General features: G+C 72.6%; 15 protein-coding genes. 12 read left to right on the top strand and 3 right to left on the bottom strand.

Going from position 1 to position 19,310, the window contains the following annotated elements; all coding sequences use genetic code 11:
• Positions 1-5: 5 nt before the first annotated feature.
• Complete coding sequence (locus BM333_RS08815) at positions 6-1,088, top strand: CaiB/BaiF CoA transferase family protein (RefSeq protein WP_092310007.1); 1,083 nt, start codon at positions 6-8, stop codon at positions 1,086-1,088.
• Here the strand turns inward: BM333_RS08815 and BM333_RS08810 are convergent, their stop codons facing one another.
• Complete coding sequence (locus BM333_RS08810) at positions 1,089-2,822, bottom strand: ATP-binding protein (protein ID WP_092310004.1); 1,734 nt, start codon at positions 2,820-2,822, stop codon at positions 1,089-1,091. It lies immediately after the preceding gene.
• 175 nt (positions 2,823-2,997) lie between these two features.
• Between BM333_RS08810 and BM333_RS08805 the strand changes: the two genes are divergently transcribed.
• The 3 genes from BM333_RS08805 to BM333_RS08795 all read left to right on the top strand — a co-directional run bounded on the left by BM333_RS08805 (position 2,998) and on the right by BM333_RS08795 (position 9,357).
• On the top strand, positions 2,998-3,261 hold the full coding sequence (locus BM333_RS08805) for a hypothetical protein (protein ID WP_092310001.1): 264 nt from the start codon (positions 2,998-3,000) through the stop codon (positions 3,259-3,261).
• Positions 3,262-3,343: 82 nt separating this feature from the next.
• Positions 3,344-5,131, top strand: a complete 1,788-nt coding sequence (locus BM333_RS08800) for an autotransporter assembly complex protein TamA (protein ID WP_092309998.1) — start codon at positions 3,344-3,346, stop codon at positions 5,129-5,131.
• Entirely contained in the window at positions 5,128-9,357 is a 4,230-nt protein-coding gene (locus BM333_RS08795; RefSeq protein WP_092309995.1) for a translocation/assembly module TamB domain-containing protein, read from the top strand. The genes BM333_RS08800 and BM333_RS08795 overlap by 4 nt, the downstream gene beginning before the upstream one ends.
• Before the next feature lie 79 nt (positions 9,358-9,436).
• Here BM333_RS08795 and BM333_RS08790 read toward each other — a convergent pair whose 3' ends face one another.
• Complete coding sequence (locus BM333_RS08790; protein WP_092309992.1) at positions 9,437-9,967, bottom strand: hypothetical protein; 531 nt, start codon at positions 9,965-9,967, stop codon at positions 9,437-9,439.
• A 105-nt stretch (positions 9,968-10,072) separates the two neighbouring features.
• Here BM333_RS08790 and BM333_RS08785 point away from each other — a divergent pair, with 105 nt between their 5' ends.
• Genes BM333_RS08785 through BM333_RS08760 form a run of 6 tightly spaced genes read left to right on the top strand, consistent with a single transcriptional unit; the run spans position 10,073 to position 16,091 of the window.
• The gene (locus BM333_RS08785) at positions 10,073-11,323 is read left to right on the top strand and encodes a hydrolase (protein ID WP_092309988.1); all 1,251 of its coding nucleotides are present in this window, start codon (positions 10,073-10,075) and stop codon (positions 11,321-11,323) included.
• A gap of 4 nt (positions 11,324-11,327) precedes the next feature.
• Positions 11,328-12,335, top strand: coding sequence for an arginine N-succinyltransferase (locus tag BM333_RS08780; protein WP_092309985.1), 1,008 nt, complete (start codon positions 11,328-11,330; stop codon positions 12,333-12,335).
• Positions 12,336-12,352: 17 nt separating this feature from the next.
• Complete coding sequence (gene astD, locus BM333_RS08775) at positions 12,353-13,771, top strand: succinylglutamate-semialdehyde dehydrogenase (RefSeq protein ID WP_092310701.1); 1,419 nt, start codon at positions 12,353-12,355, stop codon at positions 13,769-13,771.
• A gap of 32 nt (positions 13,772-13,803) precedes the next feature.
• A complete protein-coding gene (locus BM333_RS08770; protein WP_092309982.1) occupies positions 13,804-14,151 on the top strand; it encodes a hypothetical protein in 348 nt (115 codons plus the stop codon).
• The gene (astB, locus tag BM333_RS08765; protein WP_092309979.1) at positions 14,148-15,482 is read left to right on the top strand and encodes an N-succinylarginine dihydrolase; all 1,335 of its coding nucleotides are present in this window, start codon (positions 14,148-14,150) and stop codon (positions 15,480-15,482) included. Before BM333_RS08770 ends, astB begins: the two co-directional genes overlap by 4 nt.
• Before the next feature lie 3 nt (positions 15,483-15,485).
• Positions 15,486-16,091 carry a DUF998 domain-containing protein gene (locus BM333_RS08760; protein WP_092309976.1) on the top strand — a complete coding sequence of 202 codons (606 nt, stop codon included), beginning with the start codon at positions 15,486-15,488 and terminating at the stop codon, positions 16,089-16,091.
• Positions 16,092-16,094: 3 nt separating this feature from the next.
• On the opposite strand, the gene BM333_RS08755 is transcribed toward BM333_RS08760, so the two are convergent.
• Entirely contained in the window at positions 16,095-16,904 is an 810-nt protein-coding gene (locus BM333_RS08755; protein ID WP_245777206.1) for a LytTR family DNA-binding domain-containing protein, read from the bottom strand.
• Between the two features lie 160 nt (positions 16,905-17,064).
• Between BM333_RS08755 and BM333_RS08750 the strand changes: the two genes are divergently transcribed.
• On the top strand, positions 17,065-18,309 hold the full coding sequence (locus tag BM333_RS08750; protein WP_092309970.1) for an acyltransferase family protein: 1,245 nt from the start codon (positions 17,065-17,067) through the stop codon (positions 18,307-18,309).
• 419 nt (positions 18,310-18,728) lie between these two features.
• Positions 18,729-19,187 (top strand): RidA family protein, encoded by a 459-nt coding sequence (locus BM333_RS08745; protein ID WP_092309967.1) that lies wholly within the window; start codon positions 18,729-18,731, stop codon positions 19,185-19,187.
• The last annotated feature ends 123 nt before the right edge of the window (positions 19,188-19,310 follow it).

The raw sequence follows: 19,310 nt of genomic DNA, 5'->3' as shown, positions 1-19,310 counted from the left end.
GAGCCATGAAACCTCTCGCCGGCGTGCGCATCCTCGAGTTCGACGGCCTGGGTCCGGTGACCTTCGCCGGCATGTGGCTGGCCGACATGGGGGCCGAGGTGCTCCGCCTGACCCGCAGCGCCGCGGCGGGGGCGCCTGTGTTCGCGGACGTGGGCGGCGAGGTCCTGCACCGGGGGCGGGCGTCGGTGGAGGTCAATCTCAAGGATCCCGCCGACCTCGCCCGCGTCCTCGATCTCGTCCGCGCCGCCGATGCGGTGATCGAGGGCTTCCGCCCCGGGGTCATGGAACGTCTCGGGCTCGGGCCCGCCGAGTTGCAGGCCCGCAACCCCCGGCTGGTCTACGGCCGCGTCACCGGCTGGGGCCAGTCCGGACCGCTGGCGCAATCCGTCGGCCATGACCTCAACTACATCGCCCTGTCCGGCGCCCTGCACCCGACGGGGGAGCCGGACCGGCCGCCGCGGCCGCCGCTGAACCTCGTCGGCGACTACGGCGGCGGGGCGATGTTCCTCGTCGCCGGCCTGCTGGCCGCCGTGCTGGAGGCGCGGACCACCGGCCGCGGCCGGGTCGTGGACGCCGCCATGACGGACGGCTCGGCCCTGCTGACCAGCCTGTTCCACGCCTTCCGCGCCCGCGGTCTCTGGACGGACGCCCGCGGGGCCAATCTGCTGGACGGCGGCGCGCCCTTCTATCGCTGCTACGCCTGCCGCGACGGCGGCTTCGTCGCGGTGGGTGCGCTGGAGCCGCAGTTCTACGCCGCCCTGCTGGCCGGACTGGGCATCGCCGCCGGGGAGGCGCCGCAGTTCGACCTCGCCGGCTGGCCGGCCCTGCACGCCCGTCTGGAATCCGTGTTCGCGACCCGCGACCGAGACGCGTGGACGGCGCTTTTCGCGGGCACCGACGCCTGCGTCACGCCAGTGCTGACCCTGGGCGAGGCTCCGTCCCATCCTCACAACGCCGCGCGCGGAACCTTCGTCGAAGCCGGCGTGGTCCAGCCCGCGCCCGCGCCCCGTTTCGATGGGTCCGTTCCGGATCCGGTCGAGCCGCCCGGGTCGCTCGCCCTCGCCGCCGCCGTGGCGCGCTGGGCCTGATCAGGCGACGGCGCTCTCCGGCGTTTCCGCCTCGGGCCGGCAGGCCCCAGCCAGGGTCGAGGCCAGCAGCTCCGGGTCTATGGGCTTAGTCAGGAAGGCGTGCACCCCGACCGCGTCCCACGCCGCCTTGTGGGTGTCGAGCGCGTTCGCCGTCAGGGCGATGATCGGCGTGGCGGCGTTCAGACCCTCGCGTCGCAGCCGCCGCGCCGCCTCCAGTCCGTCCATGACCGGCATCTGCATGTCCATCAGCACGGCGTCGAACCGCTCCAGTCGGGCCGCTTCCACAGCCTCGGCCCCGTTGGCGACCAGCGTCAGACGGCAACCGTGCGGCTCCAGCAGCAGCGCCAGGATCCGCCGGTTCACCTCGTGGTCGTCGGCGGCCAGGATGGCGCGGCCCTCCAGGGCCCCGGTATCCTCGCCGCTCGGCCGCGATGCGGCGGCGTCCTCGGCGGCGACCTCGACCGGCAGCGAGAGGGTGAAGGTGGAACCCTCCCCTTCCCGGCTCTCGACCGACAGGGTTCCCCCCATGATCTCGGCCAGCTTGCGGCTGATCGAAAGACCCAGCCCGGTGCCGCCGTAGCGGCGGGTGGTGCCGGCGTCGGCCTGTTCGAAACTGTTGAACATGTGCGGCAGGCGCTCGGCGGGAATCCCGCAGCCGGTGTCGACAACCGCGACCGACAGATGCGCGCCGTCCCAGCCCGCCCGCACGCGGATCTCGCCCGTGCTGGTGAATTTCACCGCATTGGACATCAGGTTGAACAGGATCTGCTGGAATCTCAGGGGATCGGTCCGCACGAACGCGGGCACGCTCGCGTCGATGTCCATCGTCAGCCGCACGCCGGCGGCGTCGGCCCGGGGCTCCCACAGCCGGCAGAGCGCGGTGAGCCGGTCGCGCACATTCATCGCGGCGCTCTCAAGCTCCATCTTGCCCGCCTCGATCTTGGAGAAGTCGAGGACGTCGTTGAGCAGGCCCATCAGCACGTCGCCGGCGTCGGTCAGCATGGCCACGTGCTCGCGCTGCGCCTCGTCCAGCCGCGTGCGGCGCAGCAGGTTTGCGGCCGAGATGACCGCGTTCATCGGCGTACGTATCTCGTGGCTGATCACCGCAAGGAAGTCGGACTTGGCGTCGCTGGCCACCTCGGCCCGCCGCCGCGCCTCCTGGGCCGCGTCGCGGGCGGACTGAAGTTGTTCCGTGGTCGAGGTGCTCTGCCGAACCGCCACGCCGAGGTGACTCATGTAGAGCAGGCAGCCGATGGTGATGAGCAGTTCATGCCAGCGGCCGCCCGAGATCGCGCTGACCACCGGGAGGCCGAGGAAATAGGTCCCGTGGGTCGCCACAGCCGAGATCAGCACCGGCCGCGCCCGGTGCATGTGCAGGCTGACGTGCAGCAACCCGCCCGCGATCTGGATGAGGGCGAAGACGCGCCCGACCTCGCCGCCCCGGAACCACAGGTAACCGGCGATCCCCGAATAGATGACCACGCAGCCGGCGGTGACGGCGCAGGCGACGGCGATCATCGTCCGGGACGGCTCGACTCCCGGGCGCTGGAGGAAGCGCCGGAAGACCAGCCAGTCCACCGCCTGGCTGGCGCAGACCGCCACGAACCAGACCAGCGGCCATACGCTCGGGGCCACGAACCAGGCCGTGGCTCCGATGAAGGCGGCCAGGGCGATCCGGGTCTTCAGCTCCCGGCGGCGCACCTGCGCGACGAGGGCATAGGCGGTTTCGGTCATTCACAATCTCCGGTTCGAGATTGTGCGCGTGGAAATCGAAAGGATTGGTTGTCGCCGTTGCGGGCCGTGGAGAAGGCTTGACCGGCGACCCGGCCGGTGATGTTTGCGGCGAGGCGCAGCATGGAACAGCCGGAAATCCTGCGCGTTGGAAGGCCGATCCGGGGGAGCTTCACCGATGAGACGAATTCTTGCCTTCGCCGCCGCCGTCGGAGCCCTGACGGTCGCCGCCTGCGACGACCCCTACGCGGACGAAGACCTGGAAACCGCCCAGCCGCCGCTGGAGGAGCCGGTCGCGCCGGCGGCCGAGGACGCCGCCGCCGACGCCGCGGCCGCCGCGCCCGAAGACGCGCCGCCGCCTGTGGACCAGAGCGCCATTCCGGCCGACAAGCGCACCTCGGAAGAGTCCGTCCAGCCGGAGAGCGAAACCCTCTTCTACTGACCGCTGTCGAAGCCGGGGAACGCGACGGTCGGCGAGCGCCGTCTGGAACGAGGGCCGTCGGCCCGCTGATCAAGGTTCGAGTTTGACGTCACGCTCCGCCCTGTTTCTCATCAGCGTGGCGGGTCTCGCCGTCGCGGCCCCAGCCGTGGCCGACCCGCGGGCGCAGATTCGCGGCGAGATGGACGCCGAGCTCCGCGCCCAGCTTGAGCGGGCGGTCGGCGAGGTTGATGCGCCGCCGTCCAACCGCTTCGAGGCGCGGCGGCGCGCCCGCGGCGCCATGGAGGCCGCCGAGGCGCTGCTCCGTTCGGAGGGCTATTACCAGCCGGTTCTCGAGGACGTGGTCGAGGGCGAGGAGACGCCGGTGGCCATCGTCGACGTCACCCCCGGCCCCCGTTTCGAACTCACGCCCCCCGCGATCAACTGGCTCTCCCCGACACCGGACCCGGACGTGGCGGCCGAGGTCAGCGCTGGCCTCGAACTGTCCGCCGGCGATCCCGGGCGGGCGGTCGACGTCATCGCCGCCGAAGGCCGCATCGTCGCCGGCCTGACCCGCCGCGGCCACGCCGACGCGCGCGCCGAGCCGCGCCGCGTCGTCGTCGACCACGCCACCTTCACGGTCCAGCCGACCTACAACATCGCCGCCGGTCCGCTGGTGCGCCTCAACGGCGTCCGGCTCGAGACCAGCGGTCCGACCCGGCCGAACTGGGTCGCCGGGCTGGCTCCCTGGTCCGAGGGCGAGGTCTACGATCCCGAAGACGTGGCCGAGCTGGAGCGCCGCCTGCTCGAGACCGGCGTCTACGACGGCGTCGGGGTGGCCCTCGCGCCGGCCGACCAGACCACGCCGGAGGGTCATCGGCCGATCATCGTCACTCTCACCGACCGGCCGCGGCGCATCCTCGAGGCCGGCGCAACCTTCTCCACCGCCGAGGGATCGGGCGTCGATCTGCTCTGGACCTGGCACAACCGGTTCGGCCGGGCCGACACGCTGGTCTGGCAGGCGCGCGCCGCCGACATCGACAGCCGGCTGGGCGCCGATCTCAGCCTGCCCCACTGGGGGCGGCCCGGACGCACCCTGCGGCTCTCCGGAGCCGTGCTGAACGAGGACACCGACGCCTACCGTCGCACCGCCGTCGCGCTCGCCGCCGACCTGCGCCAGCGGCTCGGCAAGACCTCCTGGTTCAGTTACGGACTCGGCCTCGACGCCGGCCGCTACGACGAGAACCGCTTCGACCCTGTCACCCAGGCCCCGATCAACTTCGAGCGCGATCTGGTCATCCTGACCGGTCGCGGCAGCGCCTATCTGGATCGCTCTGACGACCCGCTGGATCCGACCACCGGCTGGCGTCTCTCGGGCTCCGCCCAGCCCACCCTCGTCGGGGGCCAGGGCAGCTCCGTCTTCGTTCGCGCCGAGGCCCAGGCGACCGCCTACCTGCCGCTGCAGGACAACGCCACGACGGTGCTCGCCGGCCGGGTCCGCCTCGGCTCGATCATCGGCGGAGAGGAGCTGACCGTCCCCTCCGACCGCCTGTTCTACTCTGGAGGCGGCGGCTCGGTGCGCGGCTACGAGTACCAGGGCGTGGGCCCGCGCCTGCCCGACAACACGCCGCGCGGCGGCCTCAGTCTGTTCGAGGCCGCCGTCGAGATCCGCCGCGATGTGTGGCGCAACTTCCAGGCCGTCGCCTTCCTCGACGCCGGCGCGATCGGCTTCCAGGAGACGCCGAACTTCAACAACCTGCGCTACGGCGCCGGCGTCGGGGTGCGCTACCGCCTGCCCTTCGGCCCGATCCGCGCCGACATCGCCTTCCCGATCGATCGCCGCGAGGGCGACGCCGACTTCCAGATCTACGTCAGCATCGGACAGGCGTTTTGACCGACACGCCGCCCCCCGCCGAGACGCCGGAAGCGCCGGAGACGCCCGCCGAGGTCAAGGCGAAGCGCACCCTGTGGCAGGCCGTCGCCTTCTTCGGCGGCATGGGGCTGGCGATCGTCGCCGCCCTGCTGATCCTCGTCCTCGTCGGCGGGCGGATGTACATCGTCTCCGACCCGGGCCGCGAACTGGTGACCACCTTTGTGGCCGGCAAGAAGATCGGCCGCTACGGCCGCATCAACGTCGAGGGGGTCAAGGGCGACCTGTTCGACGACTTCACCATCGACCGGGTGACCGTCACCGATGCGAAGGGCGTCTGGCTGGAGGCGCGGGCGGTCCACGTCGACTGGAACTGGTGGCCGCTGGTGTTTCGCCGCTTCCACGCCACCGAGGTCGAGGCGGAGGTGATCCGCCTGATCCGCCGCCCGGAGGTCGAGCCGCCCACCGAGCCGCCCGGGCCCCAGCCGCTGTCCGTCGACATCGACCGCTTCGCCGCCGACGTGGAACTGCTGGAGGGCTTCAGCAAGGAGTACGGCCGCTGGAACCTGGCCGGCGAGGCCGACGTCCCCCGCCGGGGCGCCAGGGACGTGCGCCTGCTGGCCCGCAGCAACAGCCGGCCCGGCGACTACCTGCGCCTCGCCGCCACCTTCGGCGGCGACATCGCCGCCACCCGCCTGAACCTGCGCGCCGAGGAAGCCCGCGGCGGCCCGATCGCCGGGGCGCTCGGCTATTCGCCGGACCAGCCGTTCTTCGCCACCGCCGTGGTCGACGGCGAGGTGGTCGACGCCGTGGTGCGCACCGGCGGCTTCACCCCCCTGACCGTCAAGGGCCGCTACGGCGACCAGCAGGCGCGCATCTCGGGCTATTTCGACTTCTCGGGCTCCGACCTGCTCGCCCCCTTCGCCGAGCGGATCGGCCGCACCGCCCGCTTCGGCTTCGCCACCCTGCCGGACCACGACCGCGACGGCCTGCAGGGGGTCGCGTGGCGGCTGATCTCCGACAACCTCAACTCGTCGGCCCGCGGCCTGATCCGCCTGTCGGACCGCAGCAGTCCCGACGGCATCCGCCTCAACGTCTCCACCCCCTCCCTCAGCCGCCTCGCCGGACGTCCCGCCGCCGGCCGCGCCGCCTACGCGGGCGTTTTCACCGGCGACGCCGATGCGTGGAGCCTGCGCGGCTCGGCCGCCGTGCTCGGCCTCGACGCCTCCAGCTATCGCGCCGACCGCCTGCGCGGGCCGCTCAACATTGCCGTGCGGCGCGGCCGCATGCGCGTGGACGGGGACCTGTCCGTCGCCGGCGGCTCCAGCGCCGGCATCGTCGGCGGCCTGCTCGGCGCCGCGCCCCGGCTGCGCTTCGCGGCCTTTCGTCAGGCCGACGGCGCCATCCTGCTGGAGCGCTTCGACCTGCGCGGCCAGGCGCTCGAGGTCGAAGGGACCGGCGGCCGCAACCTGCTGGGCGGCCTCGGCTTCCGCGGCCGCGCCGAGATCACCGACGCCTCGCGAATCTACGGCAAGGCCGACGGCGCCTTCGGCGGTCCCATCGCGGCCTCGATGCCCCGCTCGGGCGCGCCGTGGAGCGTGACCTTCGACGGCCGCGGGCGGGGCCTGGCCATCGGCCTCGGCGAACTCGATCGCCTGCTCGGGACCACGCCGCGGCTGCAGCTGACCGGCAACCTCGCCGGCGGCCGGGTGGCGGTCGAACAGGCCCGGCTGACCGGCGCCCAGGGCTCGGCGACGGCCCGCGGGCTGGTCGAGGGCGACGGCCGGCTGCGTCTGGCCCTGACCTGGGGCGCGCGCGGCCCGTTCGGCGTGGGGCCGCTGGAGATCGACGGCGCCATGACCGGCGAGGGCGCCCTGACCGGCACGCTGGCGCAGCCTCGGGCCGACCTCCGGGCCCAATTCGCCGAGGTCGCGGCCGGTCCGCTGAACCTGACCGACGCCGACCTGGTCCTCAGCTTCCGCCGGGGCGAGGACGCCTCCGACGGCCGCATCGCCGTCACCGCCGGCTCGAACTACGGCCCGGCCCGGGCCAGCGGCGCCTTCTTCCTCGGCGGCGACCGCATCCGCCTCACCGATGTCGATCTCGACGCCGGCGGCGTCGTCGCCCAGGGCGCCATCGCCCTGTCGAACCGGGTTCCATCGAGCGCGGACCTCGCCTTCGCCGCCCGGCCCGGCGCCTTCCTCGCTTCGGGACGGGCCGAGGGCCGCATCCGTCTGACCGAGGGCGCCGGCGACGAGACCGCCGTGCTGCAGGTGACCGGCCGCGACGTCCGCCTGTCCGGCTCCGGCTACGTCATCCGCAGTCTCGACCTGAACGGCCGCGGCACGCTGCAGCGCCTGCCCTTCACCCTCGTCGCCGACGTGGGCGGGGCCACGCCGGTGTCGTTCGACGGGTCCGGCGTCTACTCCCGCGATGGCGCGGCCCAGTCGGTCGTGCTCGAAGGCTCGGGTCGGGTTCGCGAGATCGCCTTCAATACCCGTGCGCCCGCCGTCATCGCCCTCGCTGGCGGCGGACGCGTCGCCCGGGTCGACCTCGCCGTCGGCGGCGGCGTGCTCCTGGGCGAACTGAGGCAGGACGAGCGCGCCGCCATCGTCGAGGCCAACCTGACGAGCGTGCAGCTCGGCTCGCTGATGCCGGACATGCGCGGCCGCGTCACCGGGCGGCTGTCGTTGCGCGGCTCCGGGGAGGACCTGTCCGGCTCGGCCAACCTCGACTTCGCGGACATCCGCAGCATCGACGCGCCCAACGCCCTCTCGGTCGACGGGACCCTCAACGCCATTCTGGTCGGCGACCGGTTGCGCCTGCAGGCCCGGGCGTCGGACGACGGCCAGGTCCAGGCCGCCGCCGACCTGACCCTGCCGGTCGAGGCATCCGCCGCCCCCCTCCGGCTCGCCGTGGTCCGCACCGGATCGATGTCGGGCGAGGCCTCCATCCAGGGCCAGATCCAGCCGATCTGGGATCTGCTCGCCGGCGGCGAGCGCTCCCTGTCGGGCCAGGTGGACGGTCGCGCGACGATCGCCGGATCGCTCGCCGCCCCGCGCCTGAACGGCCGGCTCGATCTCCAGCAGGGGACGTTCCGCGACAGCGCCACCGGCCTGCGCCTGGAACAGGTCGTCCTGAACAGCCGCTTCGACGACGCCGTCGGGGTGGTCGAGACCTTCCGCGCCGTCGACGGCGCGGGCGGATCGGTCACCGGCAGCGGCCGGCTGGGCCTGACCCAAGGCTCGGGCTCCAGCTTCCAGCTGCTGCTCAACCGCTTCCGGATCATCGACAACGACATCGCCGAGGCGCGCGCCTCGGGCCCGCTGACCGTGATCCGCGCCGCCGACGGCAACATCACCCTCAGCGGCCGGATGGACATCGACGAAGCCCGCATCGAGGCCAATCCGCCCGGCTCGAACGGCATCGTCCGCATGGACGTGGTCGAGATCAACAAGCCCGGCGGAGACGTCCCCGAGGAGGAGCAGACCCGCCCGCGCGGCCTGCAGATCGGGCTCGACCTCACGCTGCGCTCGCCCGGTGGGGACGTGCTGGTGGTCGGGCGCGGCCTGAACGTCGAGATGAACGTCGACGCGCGGGTGCGGGGCACCATCAACCGTCCCGTGCTGACCGGGACCGCCCGTGTCGTGCGCGGCGACTACGACTTCGCCGGGAAGCGCTTCGTCTTCGACGAGCGCGGGACGGTGACGCTCTCGACCCGCCCGGAGCAGATCCGTCTCAACCTCAGCGCCACCCGCGACGACCCCGCCCTGACCGCCACCATCCGGGTCACCGGCACGGCGGCGCGGCCCGAGATCGCCCTTACCTCGAGCCCGGCCCTGCCCCAGGACGAGATCCTGTCCCAGGTGCTGTTCGGCCGTTCGGCCTCCCAGCTGTCGGCCTTCGAGGCGGCCCAGCTGGCCGCCGGGGTGGCGGCGCTGGCCGGCGGGGGCGGCTTCGACGTCATCGGCAATCTGCGCGAGCTGGCCGGTCTCGACCGCCTGTCGTTCGGCGGCGAGGCGTCCAGCCTCACCGTCGCCGGCGGCCGCTACATCACCGACGACGTCTATCTGGAGGTCATCGGCGGCGGCGAAGGCGGCGCGGCGGTGAAGGTGGAATGGCAGGTGCGCCGCAACGTGGCCATCAGCTCCACCGTCGGCGGCCAGGGCGAAGCCAGTCTGTCGATCCGCTGGCGTCGGCAGTCGCGCCAGCCCGGAACCGGGCGGGAGGACCGACGCCCGAACCGCTGAAACGAAACGGGCCGCGTCGGACGACCCGACGCGGCCCGCAGGGCTTCCAGGGCAGGTGAACCCCGCCCGGGCCCCGACGTCAGTAGTTCTGCGCCGCTTCCATGCGCACCTTGTCCAGCTTCGCGGCGCCGCGCACGCCGGCGATGTGCAGGACCAGCTGGACGATCATCACCACGAAACCGGCGGCGACCAGCCACAGCGGGCCTTGGGACCCTTCCGGCACGCCCATCTGATCCGCCATCAGCTGGCTGAGAGCGGTCGAGCCCAGGCCGTAGACCACCAGAATGATGAACAGGATCGGGATCACCTTGTTCGGCTTGGTCCACTGCACGAAGCCGAGGATCGCCTGGATGACGACCATCCCGATGGACATGTACAGGGCGACCTGCGCCATCGAGCCCGCCATGCCCGCCGTGGCCTCGTCGCCCCCGGCCGCAGCCATGGCGGCCGCCATGGCCTCCTGGCCGGCGGTCATCAGATAGATGACGCCGACGATGCCCCAGATCACGCCCAGGAAGATGGCGATCGCGCTCGCGCGCGCCGCCGCGAGCGCCTCCGCCTCGGTGTTCAGCGGCGCTGTCGGATTCATCGCCTTGGCCCAGTCAGTCATAAGTCTAGCCTCCCTCTATGAGGCGCGCAGCGTAACCCCGGCCCGGCCGAGTCGAAAGTTGCTTCGCCTTCACCTTTGCGGTCGGCGCCGCTAGGGTCCGCCCGCATGCGGATTCTGCCCCCCGACCAGACCGTGCTCGACCACGTCGAAGCGCGCGGACCGGCCATCGTCGCGCGCGCCGTCGAGTGGGCCAACGTCAACTCCGGCAGCCGCAACGCCGCGGGCCTTGAAGCCGTGCTGACCCTGCTCGAGGCCGAGGCCCGCCGCCTCGCCGCCGATGTGGTGCGCGTGCCGACCGCCGGCTCCACCACCGTCGCCGACGACGGTTCGGTGCGGGCCGAGGCCCACGCCGACGCCCTGCGCATCACCGCCCGGCCCGACGCCCCGGTCCAGGTCGTTCTGACCGGCCACTACGACACCGTCTTCCCGGCCGAGAGCGCCTTCCAGAGCGTAACCACGCGGCCGGACGGGGCCCTCAACGGCCCCGGCATCGCCGACATGAAGGGGGGCATCAGCGTGCTGCTCGCCGCCCTCGAGGCGTTCGAGCTGCACCCCGATCATGACCGCGTCGGCTGGACCGTCCTGCTCAGCCCCGACGAGGAGATCGGCTCGCCCGCTTCCGCACCCCTGCTGGCCGGGCTCGGCGCCCGCGGCCATCTCGGCCTGACCTACGAACCGTCACTGCCGGACGGCACGCTGGCCGGCGCCCGCAAGGGCAGCGGCAACTATCACCTCGTCGTCGCCGGCAAGGCCGCCCACGCCGGTCGCGCCTTCCACGAAGGCGCCAACGCCGTCGCCGGCGCGGCCCTCCTCGCCGTGCGCCTCCACGCCCTCAACGGCCAGCGCGACGGCGTCACCGTCAACGTCGCGAAGATCGCCGGCGGCGGGCCGCTGAACGTCGTCGCCGACAATGCGGTGGTCCGCTTCAACGTCCGCGTCCCCGACGCCGCTTCCGCCGCGTGGATCGAGGCCGAGGTGCGGGCCCTCGCCGCCGAGCCGCCCTTCCCCGGCCTGACGCTGGCGCTGCATGGCGGCATGACCCGTCCGCCCAAGCCGATGGACGCCAGCCAGACCGCCCTGTTCGAGGCGGTGCGCGAGGCCGGCGCCCTGCTCGGCCAGTCGATCGCCTGGAAGCCGTCGGGCGGGGTCTGCGAGGGCAACAACCTGCACGCCGCGGGGCTGCCCAACATCGACACCCTCGGCGTCGTCGGCGGCGACATTCACTCCGACCAGGAGTTCGCCTGGCCGGCCAGCTTCGTCGAGCGGGCGCAGCTCTCGGCCCTGATCCTGTGCAAGGTCGCCTCGGGCGACATCGACGCCCTCAAACTGAAACAGCTCCGCCTGGAGACCGCGTAACCGCATGCTCGTCGTCCGTCCCGCCGGCCCGTCCGACCTCGACCACCTGCTGGAGCTGGCCATCCTGTCCGGCCCCGGCTTCACCAGCCTGCCCGAGGACCCGGACCAGCTGGCCGAGCGCCTCGACCTCAGCCGCGACAGCTTCGCCGGGACCATCCCGCCGCAGGAGCGCTGGTACACCCTGATGCTGGAGGAGTCGGACACCGGCGACGTTGACGGCGTCGGCTCGGTCAAGGCGGCCGTCGGACTCAAGCGGCCGTTCTTCTCCTTCCGGGTGGTCAATCACACCCAGTCCAGCCCCTCGCTGGGCATCCGCCTCGACCAGAAGACCCTGGTGCTGGTCAACGAGTGCACCGGCTGGTCCGAGGTCGGCTCGCTGTTCCTCAAGGCCGACCGCCGCAAGGGCGGCGCCGGCCGCCTGCTCAGCCAGTCGCGCTACATGCTGATCGGCGCCGAGCCCGAGCTGTTCGCCGACACCGTGCTGGCCGAGCTGCGCGGGGTCTTCACCCCCGACGGCGCCTGTCCCTTCTGGGACCACGTGGCGCACAAGTTCTTCCCGATGGAGTTCGAGGAGGCCGACCGGATGACCGGCTCGACCGACAAGCAGTTCATCCTCGATCTCGCCCCGCGCCATCCGATCTACATCGAGCTGCTGCCCGAGCCCGCCCGCGCCGTGATCGGCAAGGTCCACCCCCAGGGCGTTCCGGCCATGGCCCTGCTGGAGTCCGAGGGCTTCCGCCCCAACGGCCTGGTCGACATCTTCGACGCCGGCCCCACCGTCTGCTGCGACCGCGACAACATCCGCACCGTCCGCGACGCCCGCCGCCTGGCCGCCGTCCTCGCCGACGAGGTCGAGGCCGAGCTGCCAGCCCTGATCTCCACCGACCACGTCCACGACTTCCGCGCCGTCCGCCAGCGCGCCCTGGTCGAGGGCGACACCGTGATCATCGCCCGCGAGACCGCCGACGCCCTCAAGGTGAAGGCCGGAGAGATCGTGCGGGTGAAGAGCTGAGCGCCCATCTGATGACCATGACCCAGTTCCACTCCACCGACCCCGCCACCGGCGAAACCAACTGGCAGGGCGAGGCCGCCTCCCCCGCCGAGGTCCAGGCTGCGGTCGACAGCGCCCGCGCCGCCTTCCCTGACTGGGCCGACCGCCCGCGCCAGGACCGCATCGACGCGGTCAAGCGCTACCAGGCCGTGCTGAAGGAGCGCGCGCCGCAGTTCGCCGAGGCCATCGCCCGCGAGACCGGCAAGCCGCTGTGGGAGACGAAGACCGAGATCGCCGCCATGCAGGGCAAGGTCGACATCTCGATCCGCGCCTATGACGAGCGCACCGGCGAGCGATCCAGCGACACCGCCTTCGGCCGGGCCGTCCTGCGCCACCGCCCGCACGGCGTCGCCGCCGTGCTCGGCCCGTTCAACTTCCCCGGTCACCTGCCCAACGGCCACATCGTCCCCGCCCTGCTGGCCGGCGACACCGTCGTGTTCAAGCCGTCGGAAGAGACCCCGCTGGTCGGCCAGCTGATGGCCGAGGCTTTCGCCGCCGCCGACCTGCCCGAAGGCGTGGTCAATGTCGTGCAGGGCGGCCGCGACACCGGCGCGGCCTTGCTCGACTCCGGCATCGACGCCCTGATGTTCACCGGCTCCGGCGCCGCCGGCGCCCACTTCCGCCGCAAGTTCGCCGACGACCCGCACGTCATCCTCGCGCTGGAGCTGGGCGGCAACAATCCGCTGGTCGTCTGGGACGCCGCCGACGCGGAGGCGGTGGCCGGGATCGTCGTCCAGTCCGCCTTCATCACCACCGGCCAGCGCTGCTCCTGCGCCCGCCGCCTGATCGTGCCCGAGGGCCCTCATGGCGACGCCGTCGTCGAGGCCGTCGCCGCCCTCTCGGACCGACTCGTCTTCGGCCGCTGGAACGACGAGCCCGAGCCCTACGCTGGTCCGCTGATCTCGCAGAAGGCGGCCGAGGCGGCGCTGAAGGCCTTGCAGGAGCGCATCGACGCCGGCGCCCGGGTGATCCGCGCCTCCGGCCCCGTCGGCAACCTGCCCGGCGCCTTCGTCAGGCCGGCCATCATCGACGTCACCGGCGTCGACGTCCCCGACGAGGAGATGTTCGCGCCCTTCCTGCAGGTCCGCCGCGTGGCCAGCTTCGAGGCCGCCGTCGCCGAGGCCAACGCCACCCGTTACGGCCTCTCCGCCGGCCTCGTCTCCGACGATCCGGCGAACTGGGAGCGCTTCATCCGCCGCATCCGGGCGGGCGTGGTCAACTTCAACCGCCCGACCACGGGCGCCGCCGGCGACATGCCCTTCGGCGGCCTCGGCGCCAGCGGCAACCACCGCCCCTCGGCCTACTACGCCGCCGACTACTGCGCCTATCCGGTGGCCAGCTTCGAGGCCGGCGAGGTGAAGAACATCGAGAGTGAAATCAAGGGGCTGCGCCCGTGATCTCGTGGGGCCCAGCGCCAGTAGACGATCACATGATCGCTCACCTGTCGCTGCTGGTCAGGTCGGTCGGCTGGGCGGCGCTGGTAGCGCTCGCAGTCACCCTCCTCAACGTGCTGGCGTTCACCTTCACGACCCGCGGCAACATCGTCCCCGGCTTTGTGTTCTGGTTTTTCGTGTACGCGAAGCTGTACTTGAGCGTCGAGGACTTCCGCCGCGAGTCCCGATCCGCCGAGGCCAAGGGAGGATTGGTCCTCATGGGGCTTCTTGCGCCAGTCGCCTTTGTGACGGCGATTCCGCTCAACGGACTGCTGCTCTCTCTCAGCATCGGGACCGCCCTGATGATCTCGCCCGCTTCCCCCATGGCGGAGATGTTCCAGTGAAGGCCGTCGAAGCCAACGCCGACGGCCTGATCGGGCCGACGCACTCCTACGCCGGCCTCAGCCCCGGCAACCTCGCCTCCAGCCTCAACGCCGGCGAGGCGTCGAACCCGCGCGCGGCGGTGCTGCAGGGCCTCGACAAGATGAAGCGGCTGGCCGACCTCGGCCTGCCCCAGTTCGTCCTGCCGCCGCACGAACGGCCGCACATCCCCTTCCTGCGCAGCCTCGGTTTCGCCGGCTCCGACGGCGAAGTCCTCGCCGCCGCCTGGAAACAGGCGCCGACCTTCGCCGCCGCCGCCTGTTCGGCCTCTCCGATGTGGGCCGCCAACGCCGCCACGGTGACGCCCTCCGCCGACGCCGCCGACGGCCGGGTGCACTTCACGCCCGCCAACCTCGTCACCAACCTGCACCGCTCGCTGGAGGCGCCGCAGACGAAGCGGGCGCTCGACGCCCTGTTCCCCGACCCGGCCCGCTTCGCCGTGCACGACGCCCTGCCCGCCGTCGGCCACCTCGCCGACGAGGGCGCCGCCAACCACGTCCGCCTGTGCGCCGACCACGGCGAACCCGGCGTCAACCTGCTGGTCTGGGGCCGCGAGGCGTTCGAGGCCTGGGACGCGCAGTACCCGGCCCGCCAGACCCGCGAGGCCTCCGAAGCCCTCGCCCGCCGCCACGGCGCGACCGGTGTGGTGCTGGCCCGCCAGTCGAAGGCCGCCATCGCCGGCGGGACCTTCCACAACGACGTGGTCTGCGTCGGCGCGCTGCAGACCCTGTTCTTCCACGACCTCGCCTTCGAGGACACGACGGGCACGCTCGACGCCATCCGCCGCGCCGCCGACGGCCGCTTCGACCCGATCTTCGTCGAGGTCGCCTCGGCCGACCTGCCGCTGTCGGACGCCATCGCCAGCTACCTGTTCAACTCCATGCTGGTGCGGCTGCCGGGCGAGGACCGCCTGACCCTGATCTGCCCCACCGAGACGCGCGACAACCTCAACGCCCACGCGGTCGCCGAAGGGCTCGCCGCCTCCAACGGCCCCATCGGCCGGGTCGAGTACGTCGACGTCCGCCAGTCGATGCGCAACGGCGGCGGCCCCGCCTGCCTGCGCCTGCGCGTCGCCCTCACAGAAGACGAGCTGGCCGCCACCAACCCCGCCATGCGGATGACGGACGAGCTGCACGCCCGCCTGTCGATCTGGGCCGCGGCCTGGTACCGCGACACGCTCAGCCCCGCCGACCTCGCCGACCCGGCCGCCCTCGACGAGAGCCGCGGCGCGCTCGACGCCCTGACCGACATCCTCGGCCTCGGCGGCGCCTTCTATCCCTTCCAGCGCGCCTGACCGATGCGCGCCCTCGCCTTCGCCTGCGCCGTCCTCGGCCTCTCGATCCTGCTCGTCGCCGCGGTCGCCGGCGGCCTCGCCACGCCGGGCTACGACCACGCCCGCCAGTACATCAGCGAGCTGGGCGCGACCGGCGCCGCTACCGGCCCGGCGGTCAGCGCCGCCTTCATCGTCTCCGGCGGGCTGCAGGCGGCCTTCTGGCTGATGTGCATCCGCCTCCTGCCCGGCTCCCGCCTCGTCGCGGCCGGCTTCCTCCTCAGCGCCCTCAACGGCCTCGGCCTGCTCGCCGGCGGCGTGTTTCCCTGCGACGCCGGCTGTTCGCTCAGCGACCCCAGCCTGTCGGCCGTCCTCCACGACGTGCTGGGCGGCCTCGGCTACCTGTGCGGCGTGGCCGGCATCCTGCTCGTGGCCATGTCCTGGCGCACCCGCCCGGAGTTCCGGCGCCTGTCCGGCCTCGCCCTGCTCTGCGGCATGCCCGGCGTCATGCTGATCTGGATGATCCACCCGGGGTTCGAACTGTTCGGCCTCGCCCAGCGCGGCCTGGAGCTGGCCATCGCCGTCTGGACCCTCGCCGTCGCCTTCGCGATCCGGCGGGCGCCGGCCGGCTGAGCCTCAGCCGGAGCTGCGCAGCCGCTCCAGCGCCTGCGGATAGCGGCGCGACACCGGCGCCTCCAGCGCCCCCAGCTCCACCGTCCAGTCGCCCGAGCCGTCCGGCCGCAGGCCCGTCACCGCCCCCGCATTGACCAGCCACGAGCGGTGCGCCCGCACGAAGCCGAAGCGCTCCAGCTCGACCTCGATCGCCGCCAGCGTCGCCCGCATCAGCGGCCGCCGCCCGTCGGCCAGCCAGAACTCGACATAGTTGCCCGCCGAGGATACGGCGACGATCTGCGACAGCGGCGTGCGGATGATCCGCCCGCCGTCGCGGATGTCGAAGCTCACCGGCCGCACCGGCTCGTCGCGCCGCCGACGCAGCACGCCGATCAGCCAGAACAGGCCGACGAAGACGGCGTAGCTGATCAGGTCCTTGCGCAGCTCGTAGATGAAGCGGTCGCCGAACACGTACGGCTCCGCCCGCATGGCCGCATAGGCGAGTTTGCGCAGCCACACGAAGCCGGCCACATGCAGGCCGGAGTAGGCCAGCAAGGCCGCCAGATGGACGGCGGCGAAGCGCAGCCTGGGCCGCCAGCCCTCGGCCACGACCTCCTCGGGCGGGGCGGCGGCCGTGGCCAGCCACGGAATCCACAGGGCGAGCCCGACGATCGCCACGGCGCTCGTGCCTTCCCAGACCCACGGCTCCCAGGTCGCGACCTGCGCCATGTCCGCCAGATTGGTCAGGGCGTTCACCGCCACCACCACAAACGCCACGGGCGCGACCATCAGATAGCCCGCCCGCAGGTCGCGGCCGTCGGCGCGGGTCAGCATACCCGGCCACCGCCTTCGGCCGTTCGCCCCGCGTCCGTCGCCGTTCGTCCCGGCGCCGCGGCGAACGTCCCCGCCAGCCGCCCGCACGGCCCCCGACGCTTGCCGCCCGGGGCGTCGCCCGGCCAGCGTGGGCCGGTCCTCGTCCTCATGGAGTCCGGCCGTGTCCGACATCGCCCCCGTCCCGCCTGGCCGCCGCTACGATCTCGACTGGATCCGCGTCGGCGCCTTCCTGCTGCTGATCTTCTACCACGTCGGCATGTTCTACGTGCCGTGGGACTGGCACGTGAAGAGCGGCTACGAGCTGCCGTGGCTCGAGCCGGTCATGCAGCTCACCAGCCCGTGGCGACTGACCCTGCTGTTCCTCGTCTCCGGCTGCGCCACCCGCTTCCTCGCCGACAGCTTCGCCGCCCGCGGCAAGGGCGCCGGCGCGCTCGCGGGCTCGCGGCTCCTGCGCCTGCTGCCGGCGCTGCTGTTCGCCATGTTCGTGATCGTGCCGCCGCAGAGCTACTACGAGGTCTTCGAACATCTCCGCGGGCTCGGCGTCGCCGAACCCGGTTCCCACCCCGGGCTGAGCGACTTCTGGCTCCGCTACGCCACCGCCTCCGGCGGCTGGTGCGGGCCCGACGGCTGCCTCATCACCCCCACCTGGAACCATCTGTGGTTCGTCGCCTACCTGCTCGTCTACAGCCTGCTGCTCGCCCTTCTCCTCGCCGTCCCCGGCGTGCAGCGGACCCTGCAGGCCGGCGCCGACCGCGTCTTCCGGGGCTGGGGGCTGTTCGTCTGGCCGCTGCTCTGGCTGTTCGCCATCCGCCTGTTCCTCGCGCCTGCGTTTGAGATCACCCACGCCCTCGTCGACGACTGGTACAACCACGCCCTCAGCTTCGCCGCCTTCCTGTTCGGCTTCCTCGTCGCCCGCTCCGAGCCGGCCCGTCGGGCCTTCATGGCGGCGCGCTGGCCGGCGCTGGTCCTCGCCCTGATCAGCTGGGCGACGTGGGCGGGCTACGCCTGGAGCTTCCGGGCTGACGACGCCGTCCCGCCCGAGGCGCTGCGCCTGGCCATGCGCCTCGTCTACGCCGCCGACCAGTGGGCCTTCATCGTCGCCATTCTCGGCTTCGGCGCCCGCTGGCTCAACCGCGGCGGCCCCGTGCTGCGCTACCTGACGATCGGGGTCTTCCCCTTCTACATCGTCCACCAGACGGTGATCGTCGTGGTCGGCCACCACCTGGCCGACCTCGGGCTCCCGCTCTTCGCCGAGGCGACGCTGCTGATCGCCGCCACCTTCGCCGGCTGCTTCCTCGCCTACGAACTCGCCCGGCGGACCGGCTGGCTCGGCCTGCTGCTGGGCGTCCGCCCCGCGCGTCGCCCCCCGCCCGCCGCCCTCGTGGCGGCGTCGCAGGAGGGGTGACGGAACGCGCTGACGGCGTTGGAGCCGGGGCGGCTCCTCCCTCGATCCTCCCCCCGCCGGGGGAGGGGGACCACGCGAAGCGTGGTGGAGGGGGGAAATCACCCCGCCCCCGCCTGCGGCCGGCATCGCCGGTTCATCACAACGGGCACGAAGGAGGCACGAAGAACACGATGGGCGGCGCGGGGGGTTGATGTTCAAATCCCCTGTCTCGCGCCCATCGCCCGCTGTTTTCATTGAAGAAACAGTGGCCGCAGCGTCATTTTCCCGCCGGGGGGAAAAAGCTCCCCCACACTGCTCCCACCCCGTCGATGGGGAGGGCGTCGGATCCACGACCTCGACGACGGCGGGCCCCGCCGGAGGACGATGACTCGCGCCCGCGCACGGGTTAAACCCCGCCCCGAACCTTCGAGGAGCCCTTCATGACCGTCGCCGCCCGTCTCGCCGAACTCGGCATCCAGCTGCCCGCGCCCGCCGCCGCCGTGGCCAACTACGTGCCCTTCGTGCGCGCCGGCGACCTGCTCCACATCTCGGGCCAGCTGTCGAACGACGCCTCCGGCGGGATCAAGGGCACGGTCGGCGCCGACGTCTCTCCCGAGCAGGCCCAAGCCGCCGCCCGCATGTGCGGCGTCAACCTGCTGGCCCAGATGTCGGCGGCGCTGGACGGCGACCTCGAGCGCGTGGTCCGCGTCGTCAAGCTGGGCGGCTTCGTCCAGGCCGCCGGCGACTTCGAGGCCATTCCCGCGGTGATCAACGGCTGCTCCGACCTGATGGTCGAGGCGTTCGGCGACAAGGGCCGCCACGCCCGCTCCGCCGTCGGCGTCTACCGCCTCCCCCTCGGCTTCGCCGTCGAGGTGGACGCCATCGTGGAAGTGCGGTGATCGTGAGCGGGCGCCTTTCCTTCTCCCCTTGGGGGAGAAGGTGGGCGGCGGAGCCGCTCGGATGAGGGGTAAGGTTCAGCGGGCACGCAGGTCGGCGACGAGCGAGCGTCCCGCAGCCCCCTC

It is taken from the genome of Brevundimonas viscosa, assembly GCF_900116065.1.
Classification (GTDB): domain Bacteria; phylum Pseudomonadota; class Alphaproteobacteria; order Caulobacterales; family Caulobacteraceae; genus Brevundimonas; species Brevundimonas viscosa.
Note: the sequence above shows the minus strand (reverse complement) of the source record. Positions and strands in the feature narration are given on the sequence as shown.

What these genes read in the sequence shown, in the direction of transcription:
- BM333_RS08815 (WP_092310007.1), top strand. Translation starts at nt 6, where the DNA reads ATGAAACCTCTCGCCGGCGTGCGCATCCTCGAGTTCGACGGCCTGGGT.
- BM333_RS08810 (WP_092310004.1), bottom strand. Translation starts at nt 2,822, where the DNA reads ATGACCGAAACCGCCTATGCCCTCGTCGCGCAGGTGCGCCGCCGGGAG.
- BM333_RS08805 (WP_092310001.1), top strand. Translation starts at nt 2,998, where the DNA reads ATGAGACGAATTCTTGCCTTCGCCGCCGCCGTCGGAGCCCTGACGGTC.
- BM333_RS08790 (WP_092309992.1), bottom strand. Translation starts at nt 9,967, where the DNA reads ATGACTGACTGGGCCAAGGCGATGAATCCGACAGCGCCGCTGAACACC.
- BM333_RS08785 (WP_092309988.1), top strand. Translation starts at nt 10,073, where the DNA reads ATGCGGATTCTGCCCCCCGACCAGACCGTGCTCGACCACGTCGAAGCG.
- BM333_RS08780 (WP_092309985.1), top strand. Translation starts at nt 11,328, where the DNA reads ATGCTCGTCGTCCGTCCCGCCGGCCCGTCCGACCTCGACCACCTGCTG.
- astD (WP_092310701.1), top strand. Translation starts at nt 12,353, where the DNA reads ATGACCCAGTTCCACTCCACCGACCCCGCCACCGGCGAAACCAACTGG.
- BM333_RS08770 (WP_092309982.1), top strand. Translation starts at nt 13,804, where the DNA reads ATGATCGCTCACCTGTCGCTGCTGGTCAGGTCGGTCGGCTGGGCGGCG.
- BM333_RS08760 (WP_092309976.1), top strand. Translation starts at nt 15,486, where the DNA reads ATGCGCGCCCTCGCCTTCGCCTGCGCCGTCCTCGGCCTCTCGATCCTG.
- BM333_RS08755 (WP_245777206.1), bottom strand. Translation starts at nt 16,904, where the DNA reads ATGCTGACCCGCGCCGACGGCCGCGACCTGCGGGCGGGCTATCTGATG.
- BM333_RS08745 (WP_092309967.1), top strand. Translation starts at nt 18,729, where the DNA reads ATGACCGTCGCCGCCCGTCTCGCCGAACTCGGCATCCAGCTGCCCGCG.